This is a genomic window from Nostoc sp. DSM 114160, assembly GCF_053470305.1.
The window spans coordinates 3,289,666-3,308,527 of the sequence record NZ_JBPFGO010000001.1 but is presented as its reverse complement, the minus strand read 5'-3'; the positions used below and the strand labels follow the sequence as shown (position 1 = coordinate 3,308,527).

The window sequence follows — 18,862 nt, the reverse complement described above, 5'->3', positions numbered from 1 at the left end:
ATTTGCAACAATCTTAAGAAAAATGTGACCAAAACAGACTTATGGTACTACAAGCCCCTAAATTTATTTATGGGGATAATAATTTTGAATTTTGAATACTTCGACAAGCTACCTCGGCTACGCTCGGCACAAGTCAGTACAAGTTTTGAATTTTGAATTCCCCAAAGGGGTTGACTAATGCATAGCAATTTTCAGAGAGGAATTTAGGCTCAGTACCCAAAGATATTTATTGCGAAATGAGATGCTCCCTCATGCTCAAAGATAAATACTGACTTTCTTCACAACTTCCTCAAATTATTTTGCTATACATAAATATAGGGCAAAAACCTTTAAGAGATTTAAGATTTAAAAGTCGCTAAACATAGTTGAGGGATTAGTCATTTTTGACAATCCAGCATCTGGAAACCCGAAACCGTAAAGACCAATCACCAATGAAATCGGAGGTCTATATGATGTTTAAAAAGATTCTAGTTGCATTAGATCGCTCGGAAATAGGGCAACAGGTTTTTGAGGAAGCATTAGATTTAGCAAAGTTAACACAAGCTAGCTTAATGTTACTTCATGTCCTGTCTTCCGAAGAAGAGGGTAGTCCTTATGTACCTATGCTGTCTAACATGGACTACTATCCAGGATTGACCAATCAAAGCTTTGAGTTATACCAAAAACAGTGGGATACCTTTAAAAATCTAGGAATCCAGATGTTGCAATCTTTCTGTGCCCAAGCAAACACAGCAGGTGTGATTACGGAATTTACACAAAATGTTGGTAATCCTGGTCGCATTATTTGTGATTTAGCCCATAGTTGTGGCGCCGATCTAATTGTTATGGGGCGTCGGGGCCATTCTCGGCTGATGGAACTATTTCTTGGTAGTGTGAGTAACTACGTTCTTCACCATGCTACTTGTTCAGTGCATGTTGTGCATCTTTCAGTTACTCCTAAAAAAGATGAAGTTGTCAAAGAAACTACAAATGCTTTTAGCGTTAACTAACTACTAAGCTGTTCCACATTTAACTTGCATAGTTAGGGTGGGCAAAACTTTGGCGCGATCGCTACTTCTCTGCAAGAGGCCGCGTTAAGCATAACGCTCAGTATGCTGCCTACCCCATAAAAGTTAGTTATCTCAATCAACGATCTCTGTAAATTGAGTCTCCAACAACCGATCGCTAACTACACTGTATTGGGCTAAAATTGAGCGTAGGCGTAGCCCACACTTCTGGTGTGTCCGCTTTAGCTTGCTTAAGAGGAGGGGTACGACTTGGCTCAGTGACCATCGTAGACATCTCTTTTTTAGTAAGAAATAAAAAGTCCGCTATCCAAAATTAGAGTTGAGATCGAAAAGTGGATCTATGGAAAAAGATACTATTGAGATCGTTGGTTTTCATGCTCATGTTTACTTCGATCCTGCGAGTCGGGATGCAGCTGCGCGTGTACGTGAAGGATTAGGCGCTAGGTTTGAGGTGAAACTCGGACGCTGGTTTGACAAGCCCATCGGCCCCCATCCAAAAGCGATGTATCAAGTTGCTTTCTTACCGAATCAGTTTGAGAAAGTCGTTCCTTGGTTAATGCTCAATCGTGAGGGATTGGATATTCTCGTTCATCCTGAGACAGGGGATGCTGTGGCAGACCATGCAGTTCATTCCCTATGGTTAGGAGAAAAGCTAGATTTAAATATTGAGTTTCTTCAACAGCTTAGTCCGACTTTATCCAATTAAGAAAAGTAAACGACGTAGTTGGGTAAAAGTTTTGCTTTGAGGCGTGAAACTTTTTCTATTGTGACTAATTCTGGTGAAGTTGAAAAAGTCCAATTTCCCAATAAATACAGGTTTCAGGCTATGTGTAGGCGCTTTAGCGGTTTGCTGCAAGTGCAATCAAGGAAAAATAAGAATTGGTATTCAACTCTTAAGTATCTAGGCATAATAAATTTCAAGTTTGTAGTAAGGACTTTAGTCCTGATAATCCTTGCTCTGAGCGATTTATCGCTCACTACAAACTAGGAGTTTATTTTATATTTAATTATGTCTACCTACTTAATTGCAGAGAACTGTTTATTAAGACTTTGATTAAAAATAGAAGTAATATCAAGTCCGCTTAATTAGTTTTAATTCCCGAATCTATGCAGAAAGCCCAAAAGCCCCTCTCCTCTGCCCCTCTGCCCCTCTGTTCCCCTGCTGCCTTAATGATAAGTCTTGAACCGGACATGATATAAGACATCCGTTTTGCAGAATGCTATGCTGTTAAGCAGCATTCTCATAAAAATAAATTTGTCTGATGAAAAATATGTCTGCGAAAGGAAAAAATGCAAGCATTTCCCAATTCGGCAAAGCTAATTTCAGAGTTACGAAGAAACAGATTTTATTTAGTACTCTTGTTTTCTGCTTTGGTTTGCTGGGACTAGGTGGTTTCTGGTTTAAATCCAGATATAAATTTGATAATCAGATGAATGTAAAACTACAAGAATTATCTAATGTCGATTATCCAGCCAATCCTGCACCATTAGGAAAAAATTTTAAAAGATATTCTAATCGAAAATTAACACTTATTAAGAAAGATGATACACATTTCGATTTCGTACTGGAAGCAACAGATAAAAACACGGCAAAAATAGTTATAAAAAATATTGATTTAGAGCTATTGGTTCCTAAAATACCTGAATGGGTTAAGAAAGATCGAGGTTTAGAAACAATAGCTTTTACAGATAGGGAATGGAACAGGCAACAGATTAGTTTTCCTGCTAATTCAAAAAATATAGAAATTGTTGGAGGAGATGGTTTTGAAAAGCAAAATATTGTAGAGATAGCTTTGGCTAATAATTGCTTAAATGCCGGATTGTGGGAAATTTTACTTTTTACTAAAGAGGATAATAACAAATCCCTTTATTATCAAAGTTGGTTTACTTTCCCAATTGGACATTACAAAAATATTTTTGAAAAAATTAATAAGATTTCATATTGGCAGCATTGGTGGAAATTAGAACACTGGCAAGATCCGAGTGGCACAATAGTCAAAACTAATCTTTTAAGAAATGTAATAGATCAAAAAGAAGTTGCTACTCAGTTCCCCCTTGATGAGAGGATAATTGTATCAGGAGAGCAAAGTAGAAAAGTTAGAACTACACTAGCGACCAACATCAGCAAATGGAGAGATTTTTACGACGTTAAAAATGAAGTTAGGTTTGCAAGTTTTCGAGCGCCAGGATTTTACGATCAAAATAAGCCTTGGGGAAATCAATACTGGAGAATAGGTAAATTTGATAAAGCCATTTTAAGGAATATTAAACCGATTGGTGTGGAACAAAATTTACAGGAAATTGAGTTAGGATTCACAGATACCAAGACTGGTGAACAAAATAAATTATTCATTAGTGGCATTAATCTGAAAACGCTTCCTCAATTGCCTGTAGCAGATTATTCCAAAGGCTTATATATGCCGATGGGAATTGGGATACCTCCTTTTTATCAAAGCTATGAAGAATTAACTAAAAATCATCCAGATGTCAGCCCTTATTTCAGTTTTTTACTAGATTCACAGGGGCGATGGATAGATCATCACCACTTAGCAGTTGATGGTTCAGTAATGCACCTTGATAAAGATAACTCAAATCTTTTGCATCTTTACTTGCTATCCTATGAAAGAAATACTTTAATAGCTCATTTTTTGATCGATTTAACATAGTTATAGCTGTTATCGGTTGAGTAAGGTATAAAAATATTACTTCCCTCCTTCATAACAAGCGAAGAGGCGGCTATGATATACGTTACTTTTACTATTATCTAGTCATCAGATAATGCCTCTTTTAAGAAACCAGATTTTCTGAGAGATTTTGTTACTTTAGGGAGAAAAAATAAATCAAATATTCAACTAGCAAAAGGAAAACTGATTGGGAAAGCCTGAAAATCATTCATGAAGTCGATTAATTTCAAATCACCTACTAGAACACAAAGCGCGATCGCTCTTAATTACTTTCTGGTTAGTCTGCAAATAATCATGTAGCAAATCGCAACCGCGTGCCAGTAATTTATCCAGTTGGATATCTGCTAAATCTCGGAAAATTACTGTGCCATTACCACTACCCGCAGCCAGAGTCTTCCCGTCATGGCTGAAACTGACGCTGGTTAACTCATCTTTATCGCCTTTCAAAGCAATCAGCAACGTTCCTGCTCGGTTCCAAATCCTCACTTTGTCATCACTGCTAGCTGCTAAAGTTTTGCCATCGGGGCTAAAACTGACACTGATAAAACTATCGCCATCGCCTGTGAGAGTATCTAGTAAATTCCCGTCTCGATTCCAAATCTTCACCGTGCTATCAATACTAACTGAAGCAATGCTTTGACCATCAGGCGACCAAGCAACTCCATTGACTCGACGGCTATGACCAATTAATGTGTATAGCAATTTACCCTCTATAGTCCAGATTTTCACGGTTTTATCATCGCTGGCTGAGGCTAGCAACTTGCCATCGGGGCTAAAGCTTACCCAATTCACCGCTTCTTGATGTCCCTGCAAGGTGTTAAGTAGTTTACCGTTGCGACTCCAAAGTTTTACTGTTTTATCTTTACTAGCCGAGGCAATTATTTGACTGTCAGGCGACCAAGCTACACTCAAGACGGTATCATTATGACCCTGTAAGGTTTTGAGTAGTTGACCGTCACCACTCCAAAGTTTTACTGTTTTATCTTTACTAGCCGAGGCAATTACTTGACCATCGGGCGACCAAGCTACACCCCAAACTTGACCCTGATGTCCTATGAATGTACGCAGTAGTTTACCGTCTCGACTGAAAAGTTTTACAGTTTTGTCTCGGCTTGCTGCTGCCAAGGTGCGATCGCCTGGGCTAAAACTGATGCTAGTTACCCAGTCATCAATATCAGCTTTCGGCTTTCGCAGTAACACATCGTCCCAATGCCAAAGTTTAATAGTTTTGTCCCGACTGGCGGAAGCAAGGGTACGACCATCCGGGCTGAAGCTGACACTGTTAACCCAATTATTATGTCCCTTCAGGGTTCCCAGCAGTACGCCTTCAGAACTCCAGAGTTTGATTGTCTCATCAGTACTTGCAGAAGCGATCGTGTTACTATCGCGGCTAAAACTGACGCTGGTAACTCCAGCACTATGACCCGATAAGGTTCGCAGTAGCTTACCTTCCAGATTCCACAGTTTGATTGTCTGGTCTAAACTAGCAGATGCAATTGTTTTCCCATCAGCCGACCAAGCCACACTTTTGACTGCATCCTCATGTCCTTGCAAGGTTTTGAGCAGTTTACCATCGCGGCTCCACAGTTTCGCCGTTTTATCAGCACTCCCAGAAGCTAAGGTTTGACCATCATTTGACCAAGCCACACTCAAGACTGCACCATCATGTCCCTGCAAAGTTTTGAGCAGCTTACCATCGCGACTCCACAGTTTCACTGTTTTGTCTGTACTCGCTGAAGCAATAACCTGGCCATCTGGGCTGAAACTCACACTATTCACTACACCTTGATGTCCTAATAAGGTAGCAAGCAGTTGACCCTCTCGACTCCAAAGTTTTATCGTCTTGTCTTGACTGGCGGAAGCAATGATTTGACTATCTGGGCTAAAACTGACGCTATTAACTACATCTTCATGCCCCGACAAGGTTTTAACTAAGCTACCATCGGGACGCCAGAGTTTGATTGTAGTATCCGCACTGGCTGAGGCAATTAAAGAGCGATCGCTGCTGAATATAGCACTATTTACCCCAGATACATGCCCGTCCAAGCGGTTATATTCTCTGACCCCTGAAACAGCTTGATAAAGCGCCGTCTGTACTTGTTCTCTTGTATTGGAATCGACCCAGACTGTTTGTTGTAATTTTCTCCCTGCTTTTAAACTTTCTTTTAAGGCATCAATACCTTTTTGGGAGGCAAAGAGAGCTTCACTGGATGCACTGAGTGTTTTAATTTCGCTATCTACTGCTGTGACGATGGAAACACTTAATCCGAAGATGGCGAGAACAGAAGCGGTGAGAGCAATTTTCAGCGAACGATTTAATTGAGCTTCACTAAGTCTTTGTTTCTTTTGACTTTCTGCAAGTTTAGCTGTTAACTCTTTTTCTTTGAGTTCAGCTCGTAATTGCTCAATTTCTAACTGACTTAATTCTTCCCGCTTGTGTAATTCTCGCAATTCCGTTAATAAGTCTAATCCCTGTTGCGGATGAGAATCTACCAATTTGGAATGCTGCTTATTTTGACTAAGTTCGCTTTTGAGTCGCTCAATCTCAGCTTTACTTTGTTCTACTTTGTAGCGCAACTGATTTAGTTGTACTTGTAAGCTCGATTCTTGTTGTTGCAGGTAGCGAATCAAGTCTACTAAATAATCGTGAATCAGTTGATAGCGTTCTGGGACATCAGGAAAGAGAACCACTAAACCGGAGCGCACTAAAATTTCTAAGACTAACTCTAATTTGTCAGCATCTTCTAATTCTGATAGCTGCGCTGCTAACTCAGCACGAGTTTTAAAAGGTCGGTTGTTGCTTTCATCTGTTAATAAATATAAGACGAGTAACGCGGCTCGTTCATTTTCTGGGCCGCAGTCTTTAATCAGTTCCTTAATATATCGTTCGATGAGTTTGTTCGGTCTATATGGCTGATATTCTTCTAGGGTAGTAATGCGTTCATCTTGAATTTGCGCTCCCACAACTTGTAATTCAATCGGGCGGACTTCGCCAAATTCTGTTGATAAATCTTCGATTAAAGCATCAATTAAAGCAGGTTCTAAATTAAACTGCGATCGCTCGGTCAATTTTTGGATAATTGCTTTGGCATATTCTGGCGAAAAATTATTTAACTGGTAGCGGATATGCTTGTCGAGAATATTATTATTAATCGCTTCCAGTGCCGAAAGATGTTTAAAGTCTAATAACCGATGTAAATAATCTTCTCGCAAAGAAAGGATGACTTTGACAAATGGTATTTTGAGACAATCGCTAATAAATTTATCAAACTCTTGCTTTTGATTGCGATCGCTATAACCAAAGAAAAATTCTTCAAATTGGTCAAAAATTAAAACTGCGATCAAATGGCGATCGGCATTTTCTTGGAGTTGTTGTAAAATGCTAATGGTGAAGGGTGTACCAGAGTAAGGTAAAGCCTCTGATTCAATGGCTGCTTCTGGCTTAATATCAGCGTAAATCGCCAGGGATGCGTCACTAGACACCGCCTCACTTAAAGATTTCCCTAATTCCCGTGCCCAATCGGTATAAACTTGCAGTACCACAGGCACGGCTATTTGATCGCCAATGGCTCGATTTTGCAGTGCTGGAACTAAACCCGCCGTTACAGTGGAACTCTTACCCACCCCCGATTGACCGTGAATCACCGTCAACTTTTGATCGGCGCGGCTAATTCTGCCAATTAAGTTATTAATATCACGCTCTCGACCAGAAGCCGCAATTTCTAAAGCAACGCTACTACTTCCAGAAGGTGACATCAATGCTGGGTTTGTCGCCTGTCTTTGAGGTTGCAAGCGCCCTGCACCAATAAAAGCCCGAAAACCATACTGCTGCTCAACAGAACGCCGTTTCTGTCGAATGTAATAGGCTTCTAAATATCGCCCTTCTTCAAAGTAGAGCGATCGCAGTCTCCGCAATAAGCGAATATAACGATGGGCATCGTATTGATGGGCACTGCTTTCTAAAGCTGCTGGCAGTTCTTTTGTCGCCTTATCTAAGTATTCACGAGCAACTTCTAGCTCACCAACATTTCGCTGTGCTTTCGCCAACACTAAATAGTAAATTTGCGCCAATAATAATGGAAATAAGCAGTTATAAGGGTCGTTCTGCTTTTGCGCCTCACCTAATTTCAGCAGTGATACGTGTGCTAAGATACTCGCCTGTACCCACCGCGACTGCTGCACAGCCACTTGCGCCAAAAAACCGTAGTCACAAGCTAATTGAATTTGACTACCATAGGTTTGATGTAACTCCAAAGACTTTTGAGCAACTGTCTGCAATTCTTCCCACTCTTGCAGATATTGCAAAACCTCAGCAAGTTGATTAATAAATCCAGCAACTACATCTAAACGCCCAGCCACCTGCAAAATATTTAAGCATTGCTGAAAATAAGATTTAGCAGTGTACCAATGACGGCGGTTTTCTATTTGATTTTGCTCTGCAAAACGGCAGTAACACAGCCCAATATAAAACAGCAAGATTCCCTGTCGCAGAAGTAGAGGAGATGGAGGAGATGGAGGAGATGAGGAAGAAAATACTTCTTTATCCCCCTGATGTCCCTCTGCTTCCCCTGCACCTCTGCTCCCCTGCTCCCTTGCACCTCTGCCCCTCTGCTCCTCCGCTTCCCCCTTCTCTGCCAACTTTTGCCAAACTTGCAAGCTTTGCTGAAAATGGCTTAAACCTGTATTGATGCGATCGCTAATATAATTATCTAGACCAAAAACAAATTCTAAACTAGCGTGTAGTTCTGGCTCTAAGGTAATACCACGATTGTGCAACTCTCTAATGGCAAAGTGGAGTTCATAACTATGTTCCCAGACTTGCTCGACAGTGGAATAATGCTTTGCAAGTTGAGGAGGTTGGTGTTGGGCAGCATCGTTTGCTAACACCGTAGCAAATAAAGAGTCAGTTTCCTGTTGCAGAAATTGCAGCAGTGATTGAGTTGTCATTTCAAACCGAATTGGTGTCGCCGCCCAACTAGCAAAATCTGGTGCTAAACGCGCTACCTTTTGCAACACTTCGTCATTCACCCAGACAATCATCGGAAATGGGTGGCGTTTGCGAAATTCATCCCGAATATGATTAATAGACCTCAGGAAATCGTCGAGTCCATCTACTGACTCTAAACCCAAAATCATCAACGCCGATGGCGGATTAGCTTCGGTTAGCAGTTGTAAATGAATACTTGTATAAAGACTTCTGGCATTATGCGGCAGAATTACCTTTTGAATGCGGTGTACTCCTGAAGAAATTTCTTCGAGTCGTTGCAGCATTTGCTCTTGCAAAACTCGATAATTGCAGCACACCAAAACCAGGGAAAATTGACCGCTAGAAAGGGTAATTGCTCTCCCCAAACTCCGTAAAGCCCGCTCGTTAGCTGCTCTGATATCTACTTGTGCGTGTCGCTCAACCATGATTTAAATTTTTCCGTCTCTGCTAAAACTGGGTTGACGGCAAACCAAGCTCCCTGATGATCGCGATATTCAAATACAAATAGACTTCGCAAGAGGGTGTGGTATTCTATATCACCTCTAACTCGTTGCTGTTGCACTACCTGAAAGATTAATTCCCACTCTTGAGGGTCGATAGCGTTGGCTCGGTAATCCCGTTGTCTTTGAATTACCAGTTCGACACATTCCCGGTCAAAGGGTGGATCTTGTTCTCGCAGACAGTCAAACAGTAAACCTAATAAGTCGCGTACATGACCACCACTTATCAGGCACAATCGGTCTAAGGTTTCTAAACTATCAAACACCTCTGTAATTAAGCCTAACCGATCGCTAGGTAAAATGTCTGGAAAAGCTCTAGCTAGCACCATCTGCCGCATCATTGTTAGACCTTGCGGAAAAATCTCACCAGAGCGTAAACGCACAGGTATCATCGGTAACATTTTTGGGGCAACTCCACCTCCCAAACGATGCTGAAGTTCGGCGCTATCGTTGGAGAAAGTTAAAGCTAAAGGAATAGTGTAGACTACATGACAATTCAGTTTGCGTAACTGTTCGCCACGCTGAATAAATAAATATTCTGGCAGCGATCGCCCCGATGGTAAAGGTCGAATTGCAACTCGATCCAAGTTATCAACAATTACCACCAATCCTTTTTTACCCTTGGTTTTGAGTTCTTTGTTGGCAGGTTCTAGTAATTCTTGATTAATCGACTGTAAAATATTTGCGGTTCGTGGTTCTAAATAATCTCTTAACCGCCGTCGCAATTGGGGACTTTCTTTTGTTTTAGCTGTAATTTTGGCAATCCCTACAGACAATTCTGCTTCTACCCCAACGTCAATTGGCGTTTGCAAGAAATCTACAACTTCACCAAACAACTTGCTAAAGTAGCGAGGCTTGAGCCTAATTTTCATCGCTTCTAGGCTTTCACTCACCTGTCCAGCGATCGCTAACAAAATATCAGTCACATCCACATCCGCCATTTCTAAGACGTGAGTAGACTCAAAGTAAACTACATGAAATTGCTGCGCTTCTAACTCAGCTTTCAGGCGCAACAACTCCGTTGATTTTCCACAGCCAAGATGTCCGGTAAATAGTTGACAGGTTGGTGTATCTGGCGATATTTTAGCGATCGTGCGCTGCAAAGCTTCGATAATTTTGCCACCCCGCACCGCAGCAAAATCGATATAGTACCTGCGATCGCTAGCGTTTCCTATAATTAGAGGTCTGCTTGGATTGCAAGCCTGATAAAATCTTTCTAAATCTAGGAGCATAACTAATCGAGTTCACTCAGGAATAGGGATGACAAAATCTGCTGAATAAATATATTGATGATTCTAGGCAATTTATGCTTTATTTTAATCAGACTACTAACTAAACTAGCAGCATTCAGGATAATTGATTATATCTATGTTCGATATAGCACATATTAATGGTGATGTTTTGGTTAAAGTAAGCAAAAATACTAGTATAAGTACAAATAGCTAAAATGTTTAAGATAGAATAAGGTACTCTTATGAATATTAAAAATATCTAACACAAAAAAAGGTACTGTTAAGTACAATTTTGTCGCTCTTTTGAACTCTTCATCAGCTTGATTGATTAACAAGCTTTCGTTAATTTTACAAAACAGTAATCTACAATCCTTATAGCATAAAGCTTTTAATAAAAACGTTGGTTAAGTCAACTTGAGTTGAAAGTCACTTTTTGACTAAATTTTGCTTCTCGTTCTGAAATCAGCACGATTTTATATCATGTCCGCTTGATTACTTACTAAACCCCAAGAACTCCACCCCGCCAAAGCTACGCTTCGTCTCCCCTCCCCTCTCTTCGGGCTACGGTGTACACACAAGTTGAATTACCCCCCTTAATCCCCCCTTATAAAGGGGGGAAACTGGAAAATCAGTTCCCTCCCCAATACATACGGGGAGGGTTAGGGTGGGGTAAAAACTTGGTTAATCAGCTATTTCAGACTTGTGGGTACACCGTAGGCTCTTCGGGAGGGGTTGGGGGTGGGGTGCAATGACTGTGGGAATCATAACTAATTACCCGGACTTGATATTTATTGATGAAAATCAATGATTTTGTTGATAAAAATATGATTTTGTTGATGAAAACCATAATTTTGTTGATAAAAATATGATTTTATTGATGAAAACCATAATTTTGTTGATGAAAATCATGATTTTGTGATGAAAATCATGATTTTGTTAATGACAGCCTTTGCATTCAGAGTGACAAACTCTGAAGTATTGACAATCAGGAATCTACAGCCCCATTGAGTATAAAATTATCTTGTCATGTAGCTTGTCAGGCAAAATATGCTTGATCAGCGCTCCAATTTTGGCATCTTGTCCAACAAGATAGCGCGTCTTGGGTTTTTTTGCAGTCAGCGCATGGACAACAACTTGAGCGACAATATCCACAGAAATTCCTCTAGATGCAATAATTTGCATTTTCTTGCGGACAATATTCATCGCTTGTCCGTAGAGATTTTGTGCCGATTGTGGTAAATCATATTGTGCTACCTCAGATTGACTAAGAGACTTTTCCCAGATTGGTGTAGCAATAGAACCAGGCTCAATAATTGAAACTGAGATTCCCCAAGGTTGTAACTCCATCCGCATCACATCAGTGAGTGCTTCCAAAGCAAATTTAGAAGCATTATAAGCGCCCAAAAACGGTGTTGGACTCCTACCAGCAATGGAACCCATATTGATAATTCGACCCCGACTTTGGCGTAGAAGACCAAGAAATGCTTGTGTCACAGCTAATTGTCCGGTGACATTAACCTGCATCTGGTGTTGAAATTCAGCGATCGCTAATAATTCTAACGGGCCAGGAACAGCAATTCCGGCATTATTCACTAAACCTAAAATCCCCACACCACCAACTGCATTTGTTACCGTATCAACCGCAGCTGCGATCGATTCAGCGTCAGTAACATCTAAAAAAATCGGAATCAGCCTTGGCGATCCTTTCTGTTTAAGTGTTTGAGCATCAACATCTTGACGCACTCCAGCAAAAACAGAGAAGCCCAATTGGTCTAAGAGCAAAGCACACGCTTGACCAATTCCTGTTGAGGCTCCTGTAACCACCACTGTACGTTGATTTTCTACAACCATTAATTTTCTTTGATGATGGGGCTGCCGTAATTACGAATTACGTTAACGTAGCGGGGCGTAGCCCATTACGCACTACGAATTGGTATCAATCTTTGCAAGTGCCAGCACGAAGGCAATCTTCGGTTTGGTCATCTCTAGCCGATATTCGCCACGGCAAGATGCGTAACTGAGCATTTGTACTGTTAGCAATTAGAGTAGCTATTGTGGGATACTGGTTTTTAACAATTGCCACGTCGCTACTAGAAGTATTGCCTAGCCCAACATTGTATAAATAAACAGGCAATGCCATGAGGGCAATGCAAATTATCCGGTTCATACCCAACCTCAGCTAACAATTTCCGATTACCATCTGTATAGATGCCACCTAAATGAACCGGATTTTTAAAACTGAGTATTAAGTGTTGATGTTGTGCTAATTTACTCAGCGCAGTGGTCTGTCAAGTTTAAATTGATGGGTAAGCTAGTTCGTAGTCAGGACTTTAGTCCTTCATTCTCTAAACACTCAAGTGCTTACTACAAACTTATCAAAACCAATAAGACAGACTACTAGCCGCAGAGACATGATTTCTAATTTATCGGTTCCACCCTTTTTTATTTTAGGTTAGGCATTGCCTACAAGATGTCTTCCCACTAACTTATGCAGATGCAAACCCAAAAAACAGGACAAAAAACCCACAGCACCCAAAAACATATCTTAGTAGCTGCATTCCCCAGATAAAATAATGAAGAGTGCTGAGTCACCAAAATGGTCGATGACCGACAAAAAAAGATACAATCCCTAAATTTATTTATGGCATTGTTAATTTTTAATTTTTAATTTTTAATTTTGAATTCGGAGCGAAGCGAAGTGACGCCTTCACAAGACGTAGATACTGTAAACGTTCCTAACCTCGACCCAGAAGGATATGGCAACTCAGACACCGATCCGCTTGATGAGTTGCCTGGTGAAGTCGAAATGTCTCTTTTCGACCATCTAGAAGAATTGCGGCAACGGATTTTCTATTCGTTGATTGCCGTAGCAGTGGGCATTATTGGCTGTTTCTTTGCCGTTAAGCCGATTGTCCAGTTACTTGAGGTTCCAGCACAAGGAGTAAAATTTCTTCAACTTGCACCTGGAGAATATTTCTTTGTCTCCCTGAAAGTTGCAGCATACACTGGCATCGTACTTACTAGTCCTTTCATTCTTTACCAGATTATCCAGTTTGTGCTTCCAGGGGACTGACTCGCCGCGAACGCCGTTTACTGGGGCCTGTGGTTTTGGGTTCGAGTGTGCTATTTGGAGCAGGTTTAGTATTTGCCTATTTACTTCTTATCCCCGCAGCCTTGAAATTTTTCATCAGCTACGGAGCAGATGTAGTCGAACAACTTTGGTCAATTGATAAATATTTTGAATTTGTGCTGCTACTGTTATTCAGCACAGGTTTAGCATTTCAAATTCCGATTATTCAACTGTTGCTTGGTAATTTGAACATTGTCTCGTCAGAACGAATGGTTTCTGGTTGGCGTTACGTGATTATGGGAGCAGTAATTTTAGGAGCCGTCCTCACACCTTCTACTGACCCCTTGACTCAAAGTCTTTTAGCGGGAGCAGTTTTAGCGCTTTATTTCGGCGGTATTGGATTAGTGAAGCTTACAGGTAAATAACATTTGGAATCGGTTCTCAGGAGGACTACGAAGACGGACATCTGATGAAAAAGATATTTATAGGTTATTTATTAGGGTTGACATTATTAACCGCTTGTAGCGAAGCAGCCACAGATAAGCTTACACAAGAACTACAAACTGTAAAATCATGGACAGCTACAAGCAAAATGGTTGCTGATGCTTGGGTACGAGGTGCTGTGCCAAAAGTCTATGCAAAACAAACACTCAAGAAAGCACAACAAGAGTTGCAAACAGAAACCGACAACATCGCCCAGATAGAATCATCTACAGCTATTCCCCAGCCTTACAAGTTAGAACTTTTAGATCGTATTAAACGGTTAGCAAAAATCACAGAGCAAATGTCAACCGCAGTCGAACAAGAAAATCATTCTGTAGTGGCACAAAGACTTAAGGATTTATCGCTAGAAGGACAAACGCTAGACTCGCAACTACCACAGCAGAATAAACCATGAAGAAAATTTTTGAAATCGCGCTGGGGATTGTGACTAGTATAGGTGGCTTCTTGGATGTGGGTGCGATCGCTACAGCAGCCGAGGCTGGATCTATTTTCGGCTTTCAACTAATCTGGGCGATTATCCTGGGTACAATTTGTGTGATTTTTTTGGTAGAAATGTCTGGGCGGTTAGCAGCAGTTAGCAAACATACTTTAGCTGCTGCGGTACGCGAACGTTTTGGATTTAATTTTTATATTATTCCACTGATTGCAGAAGTCGTAGTTGATTTTCTAGTGTTAGCAGCGGAAATTGGTGGTGTTTGCATTGCCTTACAACTGCTAACAGGGATTAGCTTTCAGTGGTATGCTTTACCCGTTGCCTTTGCAATTTGGTTGCTAATTTGGTACGGCAACTTTGGCATTATTGAAAATGGTATTTCTGTATTAGGCTTGGTGACACTAGTTTTTGTTGTCGCTACTTTCAAGTTGCATCCATCTCTAACACAACTTGGCAGTGGTTTGTTGCCAACTCTGCCACAACAAGATACTGCTCATTATTTATATCTTGGAGTTGGGATTTTGGGGGCTTTGATTAGCCCCTATTTATTTTACTTTTACTCATCTGGGGCAGTCGAAGATAAATGGGATGAAGAGTATATCGGTGTAAATCGTGCAGTTGCCGGTTTAGGGATGAGCTTTGGTAGCGTCGTATCGCTAGGGGTGCTGATTGTGTCAGCATTGGTACTCAAACCCAAAGGCGTTGAGGTAGATAGCTACGAACAAGCAGCGTTGATGTTGACAGAAACTTTTGGTTACTGGGGCTTTGTACTATTTGCAGTGTCCTTGGGCATTGCTTGCTTTGGTGCAGCACTGGAGGTGACTCTCGACACAGCTTATATTGTTGCTCAATCCTTTGGTTGGAATTGGGGCGAAAATCTGAAACCAAAAGATGCCGCCCGCTTTAGTTTGGTCTACACTGTGTTTGTCTTTCTCGCTTCTTTATTAATGGTATTTGGAATCGACCCGTTGCAATTGACTTTGTTTTCAATGGCGATTACAGCAGTGATTTTGCCGCCTGTGATTGTGCCATTTTTGGTATTGATGAATGATGAATTATATGTTGGCAAGTATCGCAACGGTTGGATAAGTAATAGTGTTGTCATCTTTACAATTGTGCTGACATTCGTGTTAGCGATCGTTGCTATCCCACTAGAAATTCTTGGAGGGTGATTGCTGCTGTGCGTTCTTGTTAATCATCAACTGGAAGTGAAAGAAAATGGACATTATTAGAGATGTACTCGATAACCAATTAGTTGACAGCGATCGTCGCCATCTGGGCAAAGTCGATGGAATTGTCATAGAGTTACGCGATGGAGAAGCGCCACGACTCACTTATATCGAAACTGGTATGACAATTCTTGCACGACGTATTCATCCACGTTTAGGCAGGTGGGTAGCAGCAATTGAAAGTAGCTGGGGTGCTAAACAAAGCGAACCCTTGAGAATTCCGTGGTCAAAAGTGCGGGATGTTGGTATTGATGTCGAAGTCGAGATTGAAGCTGACCAAACTCCGGCATTAGCTTATGAAAAATGGCTTCAGAAACACATTATTGGCCGAATTCCAGGGGCAGAACATGGTAAGTGAAATTCATCTGGAATTACTACTAGGCAAACAAGTATTGGATTCAACTGGTAAACCCGTCGGACGCATTGAGGAAGTGCGTGCCGAACAGCAAGGTGAAGAATGGGTTATTCAGGAATATCTAATTGGAACCACTGCGATGTTAGAAAGACTATCGGCTTGGGCAATTGGATTGAGAATCTTACATTTTCTTGGGGCACACAAGATCCGCAGTGGCTATACAATATCTTGGGAGCAGCTAGATTTGACTGACCCTGAAAAGCCTCGTTTGCTCTGTACCTTAGATGATTTAAAAGCATTAGAGACTTCCAAAAAATAAAAATCTAACGTATGTTTGACTGCTCTGGCTATCAAGCAGTTTCACGAAATATGAGAGCTACGGAACTTGCGATCGCTTCTCTGAGTTGCATTTAAGGCTCAAGCCGATTTTTTTCAAAGTATTTTTGCATAAAAAATACTGTAATTAAGGAGAAATTGATTAAAGTTAATCAAATAATTGGTCACAATATCCATTCCGAAGAACGTTCGCCCAAATCTAGAGGGATGCTGACAGCCTTGCCAAGCCGGGGGCGATCGCGGGTTTGGGCAATAAAAGTTTGTACCTGTGTTGACCCACCCAAGGCATGAAGATAATTGGCAATGCGATCGAGATGTTCTTGGTACTCCGCCTCACTCAAGGGAAAAGAAGCTTGCTCTAGATATTTCCACATTACTTGCAAAAATATCTTTCCCTGTGTCCGCCGGAACTGGACATCGTAAGAATATCCCCACTTATCAAGCAACATCTGGCGTAATTCCTGTCCTGTCATAGCTTTTCTCAATCAGATTTTACATTTAGTTATGATGTTAAGTTCCGTGACTCCAGTATGATAAGGATATAAAGAAATGTAATGCTAACAGAAAAGATGCTTTTTATATCTTGGAACAAAGAATTATGGCATCGTTGTCAGCGCTAGCATTTCGACTTAGACAAGAGTTGCTCAAGTACTAGTACTTTTGTCAAAATGCTTAACAAAATACACAAAGAGCGCGTAGATTATGGCTCAATTTTCTGAATCAGCAGACGTGCCCGATATGGGGCGTCGTCAGTTCATGAATCTGCTCACTTTTGGGACTGTCACTGGAGTAGCTCTGGGTGCATTGTATCCCGTTGTCAAGTACTTTATTCCACCAGCAGCAGGTGGCGCAGGTGGCGGTACAACAGCAAAAGACGAGCTAGGTAACGATGTTAGCGTCACTAAATTTCTAGAAAATCGGAATGCAGGCGATCGCAACCTAGTCCAAGGACTAAAGGGAGATCCTACCTATATTGTGGTAGACAGCAAAGAGGCGATCAAAGATTATGGCATTAACGCCATCTGCACCCACTTAGGTTGTGTGGTTCCCTGGAACGTTGCTGAGAACAAATTCAAGTGTCCTTGTCATGGTTCTCAGTATGACGAAACTGGTAAAGTTGTTCGGGGCCCAGCACCTCTGTCTCTGGCTTTAGCCCATACCAGCGTCAACGACGACAAAATCGTTTTAACCCCTTGGACTGAAACCGACTTCCGCACAGGTGATGCACCTTGGTGGGGTTAATAATTTTGTCCTTAGTCATTTGTCCTTTGTTCAGGGCTTAATGACTAATGACTAATGACCAATGACTAATGACTAATTCAATTGTCGCCCTTATAGAGATGAGAAATGTTTTCCTAACAGCGAGGTTAACTCGCAGTGCTAGAGCGATTGTAAAAACATTGCTCATAGCGATCGCTACTGTGACATTTTACTTCACCAGCGATCTAGCCCTTCCCCAATCAGCTGCCGCCTATCCTTTTTGGGCACAGCAAACCTATCCCGAAACCCCCCGCGAACCAACAGGGCGAATTGTTTGTGCCAACTGTCACCTAGCCGCCAAGGTTACAGAAGTGGAAGTTCCCCAATCGGTGCTACCTGACACTGTATTCAAAGCTGTGGTGAAAATCCCCTACGATCTAAGCGCTCAGCAAGTTGGTGCCGATGGTTCTAAGGTTGGCTTGAACGTCGGTGCAGTACTGATGCTACCTGAAGGCTTTAAGATTGCTCCTGAAGACCGTCTTTCCGAAGAACTTAAAGAAGAAGTTGGCGACACTTTCTACCAACCCTACAGCGAAGACAAAGATAACGTCGTCATCGTCGGCCCATTACCTGGCGAACAGTATCAGGAAATCGTCTTCCCAGTTCTTTCTCCCAACCCCGCAACCGACAAAAACATCCACTTCGGTAAATATTCAGTTCACGTAGGTGGTAATCGGGGACGCGGACAAGTTTATCCTACTGGCGAAAAGAGCAACAACGCTGTTTACAACGCTTCCGCTACTGGCACAATTACCAAGATTGCCAAAGAGGAAGATGGAGACGGTAACGTTAAATATCTAGTAAACATCCAACCTGAATCGGGTGATGTTGTTGTTGATACGATTCCTTTAGGCCCAGACCTGCTTGTTTCCGAAGGTCAAGCAGTTAAGACTGGTGATGCTTTGACCAGCAACCCGAACGTTGGTGGATTCGGTCAAACAGATGGAGAAATCGTATTGCAAGATGCCTCTAGAGTCAAATGGATGATTGCATTCATCGCTCTTGTAATGTTGGCTCAAGTTATGCTTGTGCTGAAGAAGAAGCAGGTTGAAAAAGTTCAAGCTGCTGAGATGAATTTCTAAATTCTTTGCTAAATCATTATTTGTAGGACAGGCATCTTGCCTGTCTTTTTTAATGTTAGTTACACGAGGTCTGGAAATTTTGTTGGGACTTAACTGCTAGTAAACTTTGAGTGTAAATGCTTTAAAATCACAACAAAATAGACCTTTTTCAAGAATAATTTATGGAAGAATTAAGTGTTTAAA

At 41.3% G+C, this 18,862-nt stretch carries 14 protein-coding genes and 1 pseudogene; 10 read left to right on the top strand and 5 right to left on the bottom strand.

What is annotated here, in order from left to right; all coding sequences use genetic code 11:
• Positions 1-452 precede the first annotated feature (452 nt).
• From NSTCB13_RS14595 to NSTCB13_RS14585, 3 genes are all read left to right on the top strand, one after another.
• The gene (locus tag NSTCB13_RS14595) at positions 453-989 is read left to right on the top strand and encodes a universal stress protein (RefSeq protein WP_445632194.1); all 537 of its coding nucleotides are present in this window, start codon (positions 453-455) and stop codon (positions 987-989) included.
• Between the two features lie 358 nt (positions 990-1,347).
• Positions 1,348-1,713 carry a DOPA 4,5-dioxygenase family protein gene (locus NSTCB13_RS14590; protein WP_445627939.1) on the top strand — a complete coding sequence of 122 codons (366 nt, stop codon included), beginning with the start codon at positions 1,348-1,350 and terminating at the stop codon, positions 1,711-1,713.
• Positions 1,714-2,269: 556 nt separating this feature from the next.
• Positions 2,270-3,673 carry a hypothetical protein gene (locus NSTCB13_RS14585; protein WP_448272797.1) on the top strand — a complete coding sequence of 468 codons (1,404 nt, stop codon included), beginning with the start codon at positions 2,270-2,272 and terminating at the stop codon, positions 3,671-3,673.
• Positions 3,674-3,922: 249 nt separating this feature from the next.
• On the opposite strand, the gene NSTCB13_RS14580 is transcribed toward NSTCB13_RS14585, so the two are convergent.
• The 4 genes from NSTCB13_RS14580 to NSTCB13_RS14565 all read right to left on the bottom strand — a co-directional run bounded on the left by NSTCB13_RS14580 (position 3,923) and on the right by NSTCB13_RS14565 (position 12,577).
• Positions 3,923-9,103 (bottom strand): WD40 domain-containing protein, encoded by a 5,181-nt coding sequence (locus NSTCB13_RS14580; protein ID WP_448272796.1) that lies wholly within the window; start codon positions 9,101-9,103, stop codon positions 3,923-3,925.
• A complete protein-coding gene (locus tag NSTCB13_RS14575) occupies positions 9,079-10,410 on the bottom strand; it encodes a P-loop NTPase fold protein (protein ID WP_448272795.1) in 1,332 nt (443 codons plus the stop codon). The genes NSTCB13_RS14580 and NSTCB13_RS14575 overlap by 25 nt, the downstream gene beginning before the upstream one ends.
• A 993-nt stretch (positions 10,411-11,403) precedes the next feature.
• A complete protein-coding gene (locus tag NSTCB13_RS14570; RefSeq protein WP_448272794.1) occupies positions 11,404-12,261 on the bottom strand; it encodes an SDR family oxidoreductase in 858 nt (285 codons plus the stop codon).
• Between the two features lie 85 nt (positions 12,262-12,346).
• Positions 12,347-12,577 (bottom strand): hypothetical protein, encoded by a 231-nt coding sequence (locus NSTCB13_RS14565; RefSeq protein ID WP_445627945.1) that lies wholly within the window; start codon positions 12,575-12,577, stop codon positions 12,347-12,349.
• Positions 12,578-13,108: 531 nt separating this feature from the next.
• Here NSTCB13_RS14565 and tatC point away from each other — a divergent pair.
• The 5 genes and pseudogenes from tatC to NSTCB13_RS14540 all read left to right on the top strand — a co-directional run bounded on the left by tatC (position 13,109) and on the right by NSTCB13_RS14540 (position 16,320).
• Positions 13,109-13,905 (top strand): annotated as a pseudogene (tatC, locus tag NSTCB13_RS14560) (twin-arginine translocase subunit TatC).
• A gap of 44 nt (positions 13,906-13,949) precedes the next feature.
• Positions 13,950-14,378: a hypothetical protein gene (locus tag NSTCB13_RS14555; RefSeq protein ID WP_448272793.1), complete on the top strand. Its 429-nt coding sequence runs from the start codon at positions 13,950-13,952 to the stop codon at positions 14,376-14,378.
• The gene (locus NSTCB13_RS14550; RefSeq protein ID WP_448272792.1) at positions 14,375-15,589 is read left to right on the top strand and encodes an Nramp family divalent metal transporter; all 1,215 of its coding nucleotides are present in this window, start codon (positions 14,375-14,377) and stop codon (positions 15,587-15,589) included. The genes NSTCB13_RS14555 and NSTCB13_RS14550 overlap by 4 nt, the downstream gene beginning before the upstream one ends.
• 46 nt (positions 15,590-15,635) lie before the next feature.
• Entirely contained in the window at positions 15,636-16,004 is a 369-nt protein-coding gene (locus tag NSTCB13_RS14545; RefSeq protein ID WP_448272791.1) for a hypothetical protein, read from the top strand.
• Positions 15,994-16,320: a hypothetical protein gene (locus NSTCB13_RS14540; protein ID WP_445627950.1), complete on the top strand. Its 327-nt coding sequence runs from the start codon at positions 15,994-15,996 to the stop codon at positions 16,318-16,320. Before NSTCB13_RS14545 ends, NSTCB13_RS14540 begins: the two co-directional genes overlap by 11 nt.
• A gap of 181 nt (positions 16,321-16,501) precedes the next feature.
• On the opposite strand, the gene NSTCB13_RS14535 is transcribed toward NSTCB13_RS14540, so the two are convergent.
• Positions 16,502-16,810 carry a DUF3067 family protein gene (locus tag NSTCB13_RS14535; RefSeq protein ID WP_322710417.1) on the bottom strand — a complete coding sequence of 103 codons (309 nt, stop codon included), beginning with the start codon at positions 16,808-16,810 and terminating at the stop codon, positions 16,502-16,504.
• Between the two features lie 229 nt (positions 16,811-17,039).
• On the opposite strand from NSTCB13_RS14535, the gene petC reads away from it, so the two are divergent.
• Positions 17,040-17,579 (top strand): cytochrome b6-f complex iron-sulfur subunit, encoded by a 540-nt coding sequence (gene petC, locus NSTCB13_RS14530; protein WP_289797433.1) that lies wholly within the window; start codon positions 17,040-17,042, stop codon positions 17,577-17,579.
• Positions 17,580-17,677: 98 nt separating this feature from the next.
• On the top strand, positions 17,678-18,679 hold the full coding sequence (gene petA, locus NSTCB13_RS14525; protein ID WP_448270063.1) for a cytochrome f: 1,002 nt from the start codon (positions 17,678-17,680) through the stop codon (positions 18,677-18,679).
• Positions 18,680-18,862: the final 183 nt, after the last annotated feature.

Excerpts from the sequence above, each read along its gene's own strand:
- NSTCB13_RS14540 (WP_445627950.1), top strand. The coding sequence starts at position 15,994 with ATGGTAAGTGAAATTCATCTGGAATTACTACTAGGCAAACAAGTATTG.
- NSTCB13_RS14535 (WP_322710417.1), bottom strand. The coding sequence starts at position 16,810 with ATGACAGGACAGGAATTACGCCAGATGTTGCTTGATAAGTGGGGATAT.
- NSTCB13_RS14550 (WP_448272792.1), top strand. The coding sequence starts at position 14,375 with ATGAAGAAAATTTTTGAAATCGCGCTGGGGATTGTGACTAGTATAGGT.
- NSTCB13_RS14580 (WP_448272796.1), bottom strand. The coding sequence starts at position 9,103 with ATGGTTGAGCGACACGCACAAGTAGATATCAGAGCAGCTAACGAGCGG.
- petC (WP_289797433.1), top strand. The coding sequence starts at position 17,040 with ATGGCTCAATTTTCTGAATCAGCAGACGTGCCCGATATGGGGCGTCGT.
- NSTCB13_RS14555 (WP_448272793.1), top strand. The coding sequence starts at position 13,950 with ATGAAAAAGATATTTATAGGTTATTTATTAGGGTTGACATTATTAACC.
- NSTCB13_RS14545 (WP_448272791.1), top strand. The coding sequence starts at position 15,636 with ATGGACATTATTAGAGATGTACTCGATAACCAATTAGTTGACAGCGAT.
- NSTCB13_RS14570 (WP_448272794.1), bottom strand. The coding sequence starts at position 12,261 with ATGGTTGTAGAAAATCAACGTACAGTGGTGGTTACAGGAGCCTCAACA.
- NSTCB13_RS14595 (WP_445632194.1), top strand. The coding sequence starts at position 453 with ATGTTTAAAAAGATTCTAGTTGCATTAGATCGCTCGGAAATAGGGCAA.
- NSTCB13_RS14565 (WP_445627945.1), bottom strand. The coding sequence starts at position 12,577 with ATGAACCGGATAATTTGCATTGCCCTCATGGCATTGCCTGTTTATTTA.
- petA (WP_448270063.1), top strand. The coding sequence starts at position 17,678 with ATGAGAAATGTTTTCCTAACAGCGAGGTTAACTCGCAGTGCTAGAGCG.
- NSTCB13_RS14590 (WP_445627939.1), top strand. The coding sequence starts at position 1,348 with ATGGAAAAAGATACTATTGAGATCGTTGGTTTTCATGCTCATGTTTAC.
- NSTCB13_RS14575 (WP_448272795.1), bottom strand. The coding sequence starts at position 10,410 with ATGCTCCTAGATTTAGAAAGATTTTATCAGGCTTGCAATCCAAGCAGA.
- NSTCB13_RS14585 (WP_448272797.1), top strand. The coding sequence starts at position 2,270 with ATGAAAAATATGTCTGCGAAAGGAAAAAATGCAAGCATTTCCCAATTC.